Annotated in this window: 14 protein-coding genes; 5 read left to right on the forward strand and 9 right to left on the reverse strand. The window is 53.4% G+C overall.

Annotated features, from left to right (window positions below):
* Window positions 1-116: 116 nt before the first annotated feature.
* The 8 genes from potI to IBT47_RS19070 form a co-directional block, all read right to left on the reverse strand.
* Window positions 117-962, reverse strand: coding sequence for a putrescine ABC transporter permease PotI (potI, locus tag IBT47_RS19035; protein WP_200562189.1), 846 nt, complete (start codon window positions 960-962; stop codon window positions 117-119).
* The gene (gene potH, locus IBT47_RS19040; protein ID WP_105593479.1) at window positions 959-1,918 is read right to left on the reverse strand and encodes a putrescine ABC transporter permease PotH; all 960 of its coding nucleotides are present in this window, start codon (window positions 1,916-1,918) and stop codon (window positions 959-961) included. The genes potI and potH overlap by 4 nt, the downstream gene beginning before the upstream one ends.
* 12 nt (window positions 1,919-1,930) lie before the next feature.
* Window positions 1,931-3,064: a putrescine ABC transporter ATP-binding subunit PotG gene (potG, locus tag IBT47_RS19045; protein WP_200545819.1), complete on the reverse strand. Its 1,134-nt coding sequence runs from the start codon at window positions 3,062-3,064 to the stop codon at window positions 1,931-1,933.
* Window positions 3,065-3,183: 119 nt separating this feature from the next.
* Entirely contained in the window at window positions 3,184-4,293 is a 1,110-nt protein-coding gene (potF, locus tag IBT47_RS19050) for a spermidine/putrescine ABC transporter substrate-binding protein PotF (protein WP_105593481.1), read from the reverse strand.
* Window positions 4,294-4,796: 503 nt separating this feature from the next.
* The gene (locus IBT47_RS19055) at window positions 4,797-5,276 is read right to left on the reverse strand and encodes a YbjN domain-containing protein (protein WP_105593482.1); all 480 of its coding nucleotides are present in this window, start codon (window positions 5,274-5,276) and stop codon (window positions 4,797-4,799) included.
* An 86-nt stretch (window positions 5,277-5,362) separates the two neighbouring features.
* Window positions 5,363-6,265 carry a 30S ribosomal protein S6--L-glutamate ligase gene (gene rimK, locus IBT47_RS19060; RefSeq protein ID WP_105593483.1) on the reverse strand — a complete coding sequence of 301 codons (903 nt, stop codon included), beginning with the start codon at window positions 6,263-6,265 and terminating at the stop codon, window positions 5,363-5,365.
* Window positions 6,266-6,289: 24 nt separating this feature from the next.
* Window positions 6,290-7,012 (reverse strand): oxygen-insensitive NADPH nitroreductase, encoded by a 723-nt coding sequence (nfsA, locus tag IBT47_RS19065; RefSeq protein WP_200562191.1) that lies wholly within the window; start codon window positions 7,010-7,012, stop codon window positions 6,290-6,292.
* Entirely contained in the window at window positions 6,996-7,280 is a 285-nt protein-coding gene (locus IBT47_RS19070; protein ID WP_200562192.1) for a YbjC family protein, read from the reverse strand. The genes nfsA and IBT47_RS19070 overlap by 17 nt, the downstream gene beginning before the upstream one ends.
* 225 nt (window positions 7,281-7,505) lie before the next feature.
* Here IBT47_RS19070 and IBT47_RS19075 point away from each other — a divergent pair, with 225 nt between their 5' ends.
* Window positions 7,506-7,772 (forward strand): GrxA family glutaredoxin, encoded by a 267-nt coding sequence (locus IBT47_RS19075; protein ID WP_105593486.1) that lies wholly within the window; start codon window positions 7,506-7,508, stop codon window positions 7,770-7,772.
* Between the two features lie 65 nt (window positions 7,773-7,837).
* Here the strand turns inward: IBT47_RS19075 and ybjM are convergent, their stop codons facing one another.
* On the reverse strand, window positions 7,838-8,215 hold the full coding sequence (ybjM, locus tag IBT47_RS19080; protein WP_105593487.1) for an inner membrane protein YbjM: 378 nt from the start codon (window positions 8,213-8,215) through the stop codon (window positions 7,838-7,840).
* Window positions 8,216-8,510: 295 nt separating this feature from the next.
* Between ybjM and IBT47_RS19085 the strand changes: the two genes are divergently transcribed.
* The 4 genes from IBT47_RS19085 (at window position 8,511) to IBT47_RS19100 (ending at window position 13,575) form a co-directional block, all read left to right on the forward strand.
* Window positions 8,511-10,196, forward strand: coding sequence for an aspartate:alanine antiporter (locus tag IBT47_RS19085; RefSeq protein WP_200562193.1), 1,686 nt, complete (start codon window positions 8,511-8,513; stop codon window positions 10,194-10,196).
* A 235-nt stretch (window positions 10,197-10,431) separates the two neighbouring features.
* Complete coding sequence (locus IBT47_RS19090; RefSeq protein ID WP_234471989.1) at window positions 10,432-11,160, forward strand: phosphatase PAP2 family protein; 729 nt, start codon at window positions 10,432-10,434, stop codon at window positions 11,158-11,160.
* 8 nt (window positions 11,161-11,168) lie between these two features.
* On the forward strand, window positions 11,169-11,774 hold the full coding sequence (gene ybjG, locus IBT47_RS19095; RefSeq protein ID WP_200545818.1) for an undecaprenyl-diphosphate phosphatase: 606 nt from the start codon (window positions 11,169-11,171) through the stop codon (window positions 11,772-11,774).
* 517 nt (window positions 11,775-12,291) lie between these two features.
* Window positions 12,292-13,575, forward strand: coding sequence for an HAAAP family serine/threonine permease (locus IBT47_RS19100; RefSeq protein ID WP_105593490.1), 1,284 nt, complete (start codon window positions 12,292-12,294; stop codon window positions 13,573-13,575).
* The last annotated feature ends 18 nt before the right edge of the window (window positions 13,576-13,593 follow it).

The raw sequence follows: 13,593 nt of genomic DNA on the forward strand, positions 1-13,593 counted from the left end.
CCCCGGCCCCGTTCTCAACTCCCGGGTTGGGGCCATCAGGGGGGGCGCGGGCAGGAAGCCCGCGCCCTGGTGGTTCGTCGACCGGATGCTGAAGACGAACGCACCCGCCTGACAACTCAATGCCCGGAACGGGCCTTCTGAATATCCTTGATTCGCTGTTTCTCTTCGTGTGCCATCAGACGCCAGGCGATAAAGCCCACCAGCCCAACCACAAACAGAATTAACGAAGCCAGCGCGTTGATTTCCGGATTCACACCGCGACGAACGGTGGCAAAGATCTGCATCGGCAGCGTTGTAGCCCCCGGTCCGGTAACAAAGCTGGAAATCACTAAATCATCCAGAGACAGCGTAAAGGCCAGCAGCCAGCCGGTGACGATGGCCGGCGCGATCATCGGCACGGTGATCACAAAGAACACCTTCAGCGGTGTTGCCCCCAGATCCATTGCCGCTTCTTCGATTGACCGATCCAGCTCCCGCAGGCGCGAGTTGATCACTACCGCCACATACGCGGTACAGAAGGTCACGTGCGCCAGCCAGATGGTCAACATCCCGCGATCGGCAGGCCAGCCAAAGGCGTTCGCCATCGCCACAAACAGCAGCAGCAGCGAAAGACCGGTAATCACGTCGGGCATGACCAACGGTGCCGTCAGCATAAAAGCAAAACCGGTCGATCCCTTGAAGCGACCAAAGCGCACAATGATCACGGCGGCAATGGCGCCGAGGATCACCGCCGCCGTTGCCGACAGTGCGGCAATCGACAGGCTGAGCGTGACGGCGCTAATCATCGCATCGTCGTGGAACAGCACGTTATACCAGTGGAACGAGAAGCTTTCCCACGCGGCCAGCTGCGACGAGTTAAACGAATAGATCACCAGCAGCAGCATCGGCGCATAGAGGAAGAAGAAACAAACAGCGAGGATCGCCGTACGCCACTTCGAGCGAATGGTCGGCAAACTGTTCATGCCTTATCCCCCATTTCTTTGTTCTGATGCTTGTGGAACCAGACGATCGGCATGATCAGGATCAGCAGAATAATCACCGCCAGCGCAGAAGCCACAGGCCAGTCTCGGTTGTTGAAGAACTCCTGCCACAGCACGCGGCCAATCATAATACTGTCCGGTCCGCCCAGCAGTTCCGGGATCACGTACTCGCCCACTGCCGGGATAAATACCAGCATTGAACCGGCAATGATGCCGCCTTTCGTCAGCGGCACAATCACGCTGAAGAAGGTCTTCAGCGGACGCGCGCCGAGGTCGAGAGACGCTTCCACCAGCGAATAATCGATGCGGGTCAGTGCGGTATAGATTGGCAGCACCATAAACGGCAGATAGCAGTAAACAATACCGATATACACCGCCATATTGGTGTACAGAATGGCGATCGGGTGATCGATCACGCCAGTCCACATCAGGAAGCGGTTTAAAATACCGTTATCGTTCAGAATACCCATCCACGCATATACCCTGACCAGGAAAGAGGTCCAGGATGGCAGGATCACCAGCAGCAGCAGGATATTGCGCGTTGAGGGTGAGGCATGCGCCACCGCCCAGGCCAGCGGATAGCCGATCAGCAGGCAGATGCCCGTTGAAATGGCCGCAACCTGAAGCGAATGCAGATAGGCATCGATATAAAGCGGATCGTCGGTCAGAGTAAAGTAGTTGCCGAGATTCAACACCATACTCAACTGATCGTCAGCCCAGGTCAGCAGTTCGGTGTAGGGCGGGATCGCGCGCGCCACCTCAGCAAAGCTGATTTTCAGTACGATAAGGAAGGGCAGTAAAAACAGCAGCGACAGCCAGATGTAAGGCAGTGCTATCACCAGCTTGCGGCCGTGGGCCATCTGCAGCCGGGTCAGCAGCGAAACGCCGATGCGCCGCACGCTCGGTGGTTTGGTGGTACGTTCAGAAAATTGGCTCATTATTCCCCCCGCTTATACCGTCAGAACCACACAGCTATCGGCATCCCAACACAGGCGAACTTCATCACCCCATGTCGGCGTACCGTTGCGGAAACGCTGGCCGTTTTGCAACTGAGCGCTGATCATCTGTCCGCTACGCAGGCGCACGTGATAGATAGACAGGTCGCCCAGATAAGCAATATGTACCACCTCACCCACGGCAAAATTGAAGCCGTCGGCCGGAACATCGTCGCACAGCAGCACTTTTTCAGGGCGCAGCGCCACGTACACCGGCACGCCGTCCAGCACCGACACATCGCTCGCCACTTTCAGCGGATGTACCAGTCCCGGGCTGTCAATAATCAGCCCGTCTTCCTGGCGTTCGCGCAGCAGGCCTTCGAAGACGTTAACCGATCCAATAAACTCAGCGCTGAAACGGGTTGTCGGATGCTCGTAAATCTCCTCCGGCTCGCCGATCTGCACAAACTTGCCGCGGTTCATAATGGCAATACGGCCCGCCATGGTCATCGCTTCTTCCTGATCGTGCGTCACCATCACGCAGGTAGCCCCGACACGCTCAAGAATATCGACGACTTCCAGCTGCATACGGTCGCGCAGCTTTTTATCCAGTGCGCCCATTGGCTCATCCAGCAGCAGCAGTTTAGGTCGCTTCGCCAGGCTACGTGCCAGTGCCACACGCTGACGCTGACCGCCGGAAAGCTGGTGCGGTTTACGTTTAGCATATTCCTGCATGTGTACCAGGGTCAGCATTTCGGCCACGCGGCTGGCGATTTCCGCTTTGGGCAGGCGGTCCTGCTTGAGTCCGAAGGCGATATTCTGCTCCACCGTCATATGGGGGAACAGCGCATAGGACTGAAACATCATGTTGATTGGGCGCTGATAGGGCGGCACGTGGGAGAGGTCCTGGCCATCCAGCAGGATTTGCCCCTGCGTCGGGCTTTCAAACCCGGCCAGCATACGCAGCAGCGTAGACTTACCGCAGCCAGATGCACCCAGCAGGGCGAAGATTTCGCCTTTGTAGATGGTAAGGTTGACATCATCTACCGCGTGCTGACCATCAAACGATTTCGTCAGATTACGGATTTCCAGCAGCGGCGTTAACGCCCTGCCAGCCTTGCTTTGAGGACGGGGGATCGCGTCGTTCACTACCATTACTCTCCGGCGCTAAAGAGCCTTCCCGCTGTGGGACAGGCCCAAAAATAACAAACAGAGGCCGATAACCGGCCTCTGCTGCTTAGCAAGAGTGAGTCAGACTCACTACTCAGTTATTTACCACTTTTAACTTTAGTCCATGCACGGGTGCGCACACGATCAAGTTTCGGGTCCTGCAACTTAAGCGTAAACAGTTTTGCCATGGTTTCTGGAGTTGGGTAGATACCCGGGTTGTTGCGGATAGCTTCATCAACAAACGGAATCGATGCTTTCACGCCGCTGGCATAGAAGACGGTATTAGAGATCTGCGCCATCACTTTCGGTTCCATCAGATAGTTGATGAACTGATAGGCCGCATCGGTATTTTTCGCATCTTTAGGGATCGCCAGCATATCGAAGAACGCCAAGGCACCCTCTTTAGGAATGCTGTAGGCAATGTTGACGCCGTTTTTCGCATCTTCCGCACGTTTCTTCGCCTGCAGAACGTCACCCGCCCAGCCAATCGCCACACAGGTGTTACCGTTCGCCAGGTCGTTAATGTACTGAGAAGAGTGGAAGTAACGAATGCTTGGACGCAGTTTCAACAGCAGATCGGTTGCCGCACCCGAGTAATCTTTTGCATCACTACTGTTCGGATCTTTACCCAGGTAGTTCAGCACGGTTGCAAAGATTTCTTCCGGGGCATCCAGGAACGACACGCCACAGCTTTTCAGTTTTTCGAGGTTTTCCGGTTTCAGTACCAGATCCCAGCTGTCAACCGGCGCATCTTTACCCAGCGCGGCCTTCACTTTATCAACGTTATAGCCGATGCCGGTGGTAGCCCACAGGTAAGGAATAGCATATTTGTTGCCCGGATCGTGCTGTTCCAGCTTTTTCATCAGATCCGGATCGAGGTTTTTATAGTTTGGCAGCTTGCTGCGATCCAGCGGCTGAAACACACCGGACTGCAGCTGACGCGCCAGGAAGCTGGAAGATGGCACCACCACGTCATAGCCGGTGCTGCCCGCCATCAGTTTGCCTTCCAGTACTTCATTAGAGTCAAACACGTCATAAACGACTTTGATGCCGGTTTGCTTTTCAAAATCGGCTACGGTGTTTGGCGCAATATAATCAGACCAGTTATAAACGTGCAGCGTTTTATCTTCCGCCAGAGAGCCAGCGGAGATCGCCATCAGCGCACCCGCAACCACACCTGACAACCATTTTTTGCGTTGGTTGAACATCTTCCATTCTCCTGAACAGGGATAATCACAGCAGTACCCAGAGGTACATTTCTCAGCAAGCGAACCGGTGAGCGCTTGCCGCAAAATACAGGTCCACAATGAATCATTATTCACTGCGCCGTTAATAGAAAAAACCTATATTTGTAGCGACGTTGCACGCATGAATACGGCAACGCAAGAATAGCCCCACTCACTGGTCCAGACCAGACCTTAGCGTAAAAAACGCCTTTTATCGATTTTCTATGCATGTTTCCTCTACGTGATATGCCATTCGCGGCATAAACAGCGATAGATATCTGGCAATTAAGGGCAAAATGCAGAATAAAAAGTGGTGGCGTTCGGACGGTAAGAGGCAGGAAAAATACAGCTCGCGCAAATAATTAAGCAGAATGCTGAAAAGTCGGAAACCGGGATATTGGCTGTCGGGCTGTCGGGCTGTCGGGCTGTCGGGCTGTCGGGCTGTCGGGCAGTATGATTTACTGCCCGGGGAGGAGAGAATAGAATCAGTGCAGCATAGAGTGCCCGGTAATGACCGGTGCCCGCTCTTCGTCTTCACCGATCATCAGTAGATGATTGGCAAAAGCTTCCATCACAATCATCGAAATCTGCTCTTCACTCTGCTTCATAAAGTGAACGAACTGCGCGTAAGTCACACCGGCACTCACGCTGAGCGACTGGCAGACAATCAGTTTTGGCAGATTATCATCCTGAATATCGAGGAACGCCTTCACCGTCAGTGAACTGGCGTTAATTTGCGACAAATCTCCGACCAGCGGAATCAGCGCAGTAGGCTTCACTTCGGCCAGCGCCGAAAACAGGATCACGTTATCAACCAGATCCAGTTTGGCATCAAACACACCATCAAAATTCTGCATATGCGGCAGATGAAGGGCCTGGCAGGAATCACACTCAAACCAGGTGATGCTTTGCTGATCCAGCCAACGCCGTAATACGTCGAGATCCGGGACGATGAGTGAATCCATATGCTTTATCTCTTGCCGCCATAAAATTGCGCACTAGCTTACGGAAAATCGTTAATAAAAACCACGTTTACGACAGAAATAAGACATCAGCCACCGGTTTTGAGGCAGAAACCTGGACGAGCCTGTTCTTCGATCCAGCCGATCATCATTGCAGCAATATTAAGACCGGTCGTTTTTTCAATGCCTTCCAGTCCGGGAGAGGCGTTGACCTCCATAACCAGCGGGCCGCGTTCAGCACGGAGAATATCAACCCCGGCCACATCCAGACCGAGCGTTGCGGCCGCACGAACCGCAATTTCCCGCTCGCGATCGTCAATAACCACGCGTCGGGCGCTGCCGCCACGATGCAGATTGGATCGGAATTCCCCCTCTTTCGCCACCCGTTCAATAGCGGCAACGACTTCGCCACCGATCACCAGGCAGCGAATATCCCGCCCCTGCGCTTCTTTAATAAACTCCTGAACCAGAATATGCGCATTCAGCCCGCGAAAGGCGTCGATCACGCTTTCCGCCGCCTGCCGTGTTTCCGCCAGCACCACGCCAATACCCTGGGTTCCTTCCAGCAGCTTCACCACCAGCGGCGCGCCGCCAACCATTTTAATCAGGTCGCTGGTATCGTCCGGCGAGTGCGCAAAACCGGTAATTGGCATGGCAATCCCGGCGCGGGCCAGCAGCTGTAGCGAGCGCAGCTTATCGCGCGCACGAGCAATCGCCAGCGACTCATTAAGAGGATAGCTTCCGCACATCTCGAACTGGCGCAGCACCGCCGTTCCATAGAAAGTGGTAGAAGGACCAATACGCGGGATCACGGCATCAAAATGTTCCAGCTGCCGACCTCGATAATGAATCGCCGACGAGCCAGGGTTGATATTCATATAGCAGGAGAGCGGATCGATGATCTCTACACTGTGGCCACGCGCGCGCGCAGCCTCCATCAGACGTTTACAGGAATAAAGCGAACCATCGCGAGAAAGCACGGCAATTTTCAACAGTTACCTCCGGAAGCGGGAAGATCAGCGCGTAGCCCAGCCCTGCTGGTGCAGGTAATCAAGCATAAACGGTCGGCTTTCTTTCACCAGCGTTTTACGAATATGGTCACTCCAACTTTCAACGCGGCGATTGCTGTCACGGCTCAGGTAGTAATTTTCCAGCTGGCGGTCATACTCTTCCAGCTCGGCCGGTTCCAGAGCCCGATACTGGTTTTCATGCACCAGCATTGTTGCAGGCATGCGCGGCTTGAAAACCGGGTTCTGCGCGGGTTCCCCCAGGCACAACCCAAACAGCGGCAGCACATATTTCGGCAGCTTAAGCTGTTGGGTCACCTCGGCGATATTATTGCGAATACCGCCGATAAACACGCCGCCAAAACCCAGCGATTCCGCAGCGGTCATTGCGTTCTGCGCCATCAATGCGGTATCAACACAGCCCAGCAGCAGCTGCTCTGCCAGCCCCAGCTGCGCATCCGGACAAATCTGCTGCAGGCGATTAAAATCGGCGCAAAACACCCAGAACTCGGCGGCCTGGGCAACATATTTTTGCCCACCGCTCAGGGTGACCAGTGCCTCACGCAGTGCGGGATCGCTGATGCGTACTATTGAAGTGCACTGTAAAAAACTGGAGCTGGAAGCCGACTGCGCAGCGGCAAGAATGGCAGCGCGCTGCTCCCCGGTCATCTTCCGCTCGGTAAAAGCGCGAATGGAACGATGGGCGCAGAGCAAATCAATGGTCGGCGTCATGAGAATCTCCTTTTTTCCTGGTATGCGAACGGCGCGTGTTAAATAAGTCCGGGGCCATAGCTTTAGCGGTGCGCCACATCATCACGATGGCGGCGGGCAGCATCAGGACAATCCCGGCGAAAATCATGCCGGTTACGGCCAGTTTACCGGTGAAAGGGGGTGGCAAAGGAAGCACGTCATGCAGCGTCAGCAGGGCAATAAGCAACACGATTCCACCCAGGGCTTCGAGAATAAGAACCGGTCGCGGTAACTGAGTAAAAGCACGCATTTTGACTCTCCTTACGCTCTGTTAATCAACCCAAAAGTCCCGGCCTCGCGCCGCCACACTCTGCCTTAAAAGAGCAGAAAAACGCAAGGGGTATAGCCTGTACGAATCATACCAACAGGTAATTCCTTCTTTCATTCAACAGGGGTTGCGGGCATCATAGGCGGCATTGAGCAATAAGTTGTGACTTAAGTCACATAAAAGAATCCAACCCTTGAGGAGACATCTATGTTTGCTGTGATTTTCGGACGCCCGGGCTGCCCTTACTGCGTACGTGCTAAAGAACTGGCTGAGAAACTGACTGAAGAGCGTGATGATTTTAACTTCCGCTATGTGGACATTCATGCGGAAGGGATCACCAAAGCAGATCTGGAGAAGACCGTGGGTAAACCTGTTGAAACCGTGCCGCAGATCTTCCTTGATCAGACTCACATCGGTGGCTGCACTGATTTTGAAGCCTACGCTAAAGCTAATCTGGGACTGTTCCAGTCTTAACGGCTTTGTTCCTCAGGGGAGGCGATATCGCACCCCCTGATGCTGTACTTCCCTCTTCGCTCCCCTTACCCTCTGCTCTGCCGCTGATGAATCTCCACCAGCGTTCGGCAAAGCATCACCGCCAATGCCCCTGAGCCACACCAGAAAACCGCGCTGGTGATAATCGCGATCTCCTGACCCAGCCCCACGCTATGGAAAGTGCTTAGCTGCATTAGCGCCAGGCAGGGCGGCGACGCCAACAGCACCGCCAGCAGTAAAACGGTAAACGGAGCCTCTTTCGACATCAGCGCCGCCAGCGCGCCGGGGATCATAAACAGCAGCAGGCCAAACTGGACGTGGTTAGCCCCACCGATAGCGATCAGATAACGCACGGCAAGAAAGAGCAACCCATAAAGAGAGCTGCAGGCAATAACACCAGACCAGCTGAAGGCTTTAACCCACATCAGAATCTTCTCCAGGTTATTTTTAACCCAACATCAATTCAAAAAGAATGAGCGTGTGATTGTTATACAACAACAAATTTAATTATCTTGATATTGCTAAAAATAAACCAGGCGGATGCTGGCTGTAAGGCAGTATAACGATTAAAATAGTCGTCGCTTTATCCGTAAACATCATTGCTAAAAATTAGCCCGCAGCTCTCATGCTGTGGCTGAACTGCAACGGGGCCTGGCGGGTAAAATTTAGCGCATAAATGCCCTTTCATCAATAGGTTAATGGTAAACAAGAAGTTAAACCGTGAATATAAACGTCGCAGACTTGTTAAGTAGAAATTACATACTGTTATTGTTTGTTGTTTTATCACTGGGCCTGTGTTTAGGAAAATTACGACTCGGCTCGGTACAACTGGGTAATTCCATTGGCGTTTTAGTGGTTTCTTTGCTGCTCGGTCAACAGCATTTTTCTATTAATACCGAAGCCCTGAATTTAGGCTTTATGTTATTTATTTTTTGTGTCGGAGTTGAAGCGGGCCCGAACTTTTTTTCTATATTTTTCCGGGATGGAAAAAATTATCTGATGCTGGCGGTGGTCATGGTCACCAGCGCAATGATTCTTGCATTGGGATTGGGCAAACTTTTCGGCTGGGACATCGGTTTGACTGCCGGGATGCTGGCCGGTTCAATGACCTCTACGCCGGTGCTGGTGGGTGCGGGTGATACCCTGCGGCAAACAATGACCGAAAGCGGTAGCCTCAGCCAGGCGCAGGATCATCTCAGCCTCGGCTATGCCCTGACCTATCTGATTGGCCTCGTCAGCCTGATTGTCGCCGCCCGCTATCTTCCCAAACTGCAGCACCAGGATCTGCCGACCAGCGCTCAGCAAATCGCCCGCGAACGCGGCCTCGACCCGGACAGCAAGCGGAAAGTCTACCTTCCGGTGATCCGCGCCTATCGCGTTGGCCCCGAATTAGTCGCATGGAGCGACGGCAAAAATCTGCGCGAACTGGGCATTTACCGGCAGACCGGCTGCTATATCGAACGTATTCGCCGCAATGGTATTTTGGCAAATCCCGATGGCGATGCGGTACTCCAGCCCGGCGACGAGATTTCACTGGTGGGTTACCCGGATGCCCATTCGCGCCTCGATCCCAGCTTCCGTAACGGCAAAGAGGTGTTCGACCGCGATCTGCTGGACATGCGCATCGTTAATGAAGAAATCGTGGTGAAAAATAACAATGCGGTTAACAAGCGGCTCAGCCAGCTCAAGCTGACCGATCACGGCTGCTTCCTCAACCGGGTTATCCGCAGCCAGATTGAAATGCCGATCGACGACAGCATCATCCTGAATAAAGGTGATGTGCTGCACATCAGCGGTGAAGCAAAGCGCGTGAAGTCCGTTGCTGACCGCATTGGCTTTATTTCGATCCACAGCCAGGTAACCGACCTGCTGGCCTTCTGCTCCTTCTTTATCATCGGTCTGATGATCGGCATGATTAACTTCCAGTTCAGCAGCTTCAACTTTGGCATTGGTAATGCCGCCGGGCTGCTGTTTTCCGGGATCATGCTCGGTTTCCTGCGGGCTAACCACCCAACGTTTGGTTATATCCCGCAGGGTGCACTCACGATGGTGAAAGAGTTTGGCCTGATGGTGTTTATGGCCGGCGTCGGGCTTAGCGCAGGCAGCGGAATTAATCAGGGGCTGGGTGAAACCGGTCTGCTGATGCTGGCTGCCGGCCTGATTGTCAGCCTGCTGCCGGTAGTGATCTGCTTCCTGTTTGGCGCGCTGATACTCAAGATGAACCGCGCCCTGCTGTTTGGTGCCATTATGGGGGCACGTACCTGCGCCCCGGCGATGGAGATTATCAGCGATACCGCACGCAGCAACATCCCGGCACTGGGATATGCAGGAACTTATGCGATTGCTAACGTTTTGCTTACGCTCGCCGGTACGCTGATCGTGGTAATCTGGCCGATTTTCGGCTGACAAAAAATATTTAGGGACTTCAGAGAACTTTTATGGCGGGGTGCAGTCTGAATTAATGCCACTGCTTTTCTTTGAAATCCCCAAATTGAGGAGCCCGTTAAACATTATGTTTAGCGGGTTTTTTTCTTTTCTGCTCCGTAACTTCCACAGCCTCCTTTCCTTCCGCTCTTAATGTTGCCTTAAGCGCTTTCAGGCATTGTAGACTCCCTGTACTTATCGTCAAAGCGTCATAAAAATGTCATCAATTCTCAACAAACCCGAAACGAAGCGCGTAATTAGGAGGGAAGCTCTTTACCCTCTTCCGGCTGACTTTTATTTTAAGCAATCCGTGCTGTTAGTGCTGAGCGCGATGTTTCTGATTTGGCTGTCGCGCAGTGAAAGCTGGGACATGGCCATTAGCCAGATGTGGTATGACCCGTTGACTCAGCGGTTTCCATGGAAAGATAACGTCTGGCTGGATGTGATTAACCACCGCCTTTTAAAAGACCTGGTCATCGGCGGCGGTGTACTGCTGCTGATTGCCGGGATCGTACGCCGTCAGTGGCGTTGGGTACTGGTGGCACTGCTGATGGGTATCGGACCGCTGGTGGTTGGTGTGCTGAAAAGCAGCAGTGCGCATTCCTGCCCGTGGGACCTGGTGCAGTTTGGTGGTCATGCCGTTTCCTATCCGCTATTCGGATCTATTCCCGAAAATAGCGGGCCGGGCCGCTGCTTCCCGGGGGGGCATGCCTCCAGCGGATTCAGTGCGATGGCGCTGTTTTTCCTGTTCTGGCCTCGTCGCCCGCGCCTCGCCTGGTGCTGCTGGTGGGCGGCGCTGGTACTGGGGACGGCCATGGGCTTTGGTCAGATTATGCGAGGCGCACACTTCATGTCCCACAACCTCTGGGCCGCGTGGTGGGTCTGGCTGACGCAGTGTGTAATTTTCGGGTGCGTGACGCATCTGTTTAAAATGAAGAGGAAATAAATACAATGATGGAAGAGATTAACCGCTCGCTGTTTCTCTGGATCAACGCCAACGGTGACTCGCCGGGGTGGCTGATCGCACTGGCAACGTTTATAGCCCGCGACGTGATTGCCATCGTCCCGCTGATGATCGTCGTACTGTGGCTGTGGGGGCCACGCAGCCAGCTGACCTCACAGCGCGTGCTGGTGGTGAAAACCGGTGTGGCGCTGCTGTATGCGCTGGCAATATCCTGGAGCCTCGGCCATCTTTTCCCGCATCCTCGCCCCTTCGCAATCGGGCTTGGCCACCAGTATCTTGCCCATGCCCCTGATGACTCCTACCCCAGCGATCACGGCACGGTGATCTTTACCTTTGCACTGGCGTTTATTGCCTGGCATCGCATCTGGTCCGGCGCCGTTCTGCTGGCTACCGGTGCAGCTATCGCCTGGTCGCGCATCTACCTTGGCGTCCACTGGCCAATGGATATGCTGGGCGGGCTGCTGGTCGGCGTATTGTCCTGCCTGTTTGCACAAATTTTCTGGCTGATGTTCGGTAGTCGCCTGTTACCGCTGCTCTCTTCTCTTTATCGCACGGTATTTGCTTTTCCAATCAGTAAAGGCTGGGTACGCCACTAATTATTTGACGGGCCGGAATCCTCCGGCCCGCAACGCCAGGATAAACCTCTTCCTCTCTCCGCTTTTCTTATTGCGCAATAAGTCCGAATTAAATGCTGCCTGCCCACTACCGTTGCGCAATTGATTAAACCAGCAACACTTCAATCCATAAATTTAAAATAACTCATTGTTTTTAATAAAATATAAAAACAGGCACTAACAAAAAACAGCCAACAAGACTACTATTTAACCATTTAAAAAACCTTAAATTCAGTTTAAATGCCTGTCAAGAAAGCAGTTACCTGGTAGATAATCCCTGCAAAACCTCCGTCGACAGAGGTTCACACCAAAAAAGGTAATGGAATTGTGACTGCGATCACCGGTAATAGATCATCCAGTGCTTTCATCTATTTTTTCTGATGGTAGAGTGTGCGCCATAAAAATCAGCGTGATTAATTAAATCCGTTATCGGTAATTAAAAATTGCTGAGCGGATGTTAAGCGATTTAATTAATTGTTTTTAAACACTGGAGAAAGTGATGGACTCATCCCAAACAGCGGTGCTCAATCCCGTAGCCCCTCAGGATGCCAGTACGTGGCGTAAAACCGACACCATGTGGATGCTGGGCCTGTACGGCACGGCCATTGGCGCAGGTGTGCTGTTCCTGCCGATTAACGCCGGAATCGGTGGCCTGATCCCACTGATCATTATGGCGCTGCTGGCCTTCCCGATGACGTTCTTTGCCCACCGTGGACTGTGCCGCTTCGTGCTTTCAGGCAGCAAACCTGACGGCGATATTACCGAAGTGGTGGAAGAGCACTTTGGAGTAGGTGCAGGTAAGCTGATCACCCTGCTCTATTTCTTCGCCATCTACCCTATCCTGCTGGTTTACAGCGTAGCGATTACCAACACCGTCGAAAGCTTTATGACTCATCAGCTGCAAATGCAGGCACCGCCGCGCGCGCTGCTGTCGCTGATTCTGATCGTCGGTCTGATGACCATCGTGCGTTTTGGTAAAGACATTATCGTCCGAACCATGAGCATGCTGGTGTATCCGTTTGTTCTGGTACTAATGGCGCTGGCGCTCTATCTGATCCCACACTGGAACAGCTCGATTTTCAACAACGTCAGCCTGAGCGGCAGCGGCAGTGGCCTGCTCATGACACTGTGGCTGGCGATCCCGGTAATGGTCTTCTCCTTCAACCATTCACCGATTATTTCCGCCTTTGCCGTAGCCAAACGCGGTGAGTACGGCGAAATGGCCGAGAATAAATGCTCCCGCATCCTGGCCCGCAGCCATATCATGATGGTGATTACAGTAATGTTCTTTGTGTTCAGCTGCGTGCTGAGCCTGTCACCGGAAAACCTGGCGGAAGCCAAAGCGCAGAACATTTCCATCCTGTCCTACCTGGCAAACCACTTCAGCACTCCGCTGATGGCGTGGCTGGCACCGATGATTGCCATCGTGGCGATCACCAAATCTTTCCTCGGCCACTATCTTGGCGCGCGTGAAGGCTTCAACGGTACGGTGAATAAGATGCTGCGCAGCCGCGGTAAAACCATTGCTGAAAATAAACTGAACCGCTTTACCGCGCTGTTTATGCTGGTAACGACCTGGATTGTTGCCACGCTGAACCCGAGCATTCTCGGCCTGATCGAAAGCCTGGGCGGCCCGATTATCGCCGTGCTGCTGTTCCTGATGCCGATGTATGCCATTAACAAAGTTCCGGCAATGCGCAAGTACAGCGGCAAGCTGAGCAACGTGTTTGTGGTGCTGGTAGGCCTGGTGGCGATTTCCGCCGTGGTTTACGATTTAATCTGATGTTCCTCAGCGGGCGGA

Origin of the sequence: Erwinia sp. S43, from assembly GCF_016624745.1 — a bacterium.
Lineage (GTDB): Bacteria > Pseudomonadota > Gammaproteobacteria > Enterobacterales > Enterobacteriaceae > Erwinia > Erwinia coffeiphila.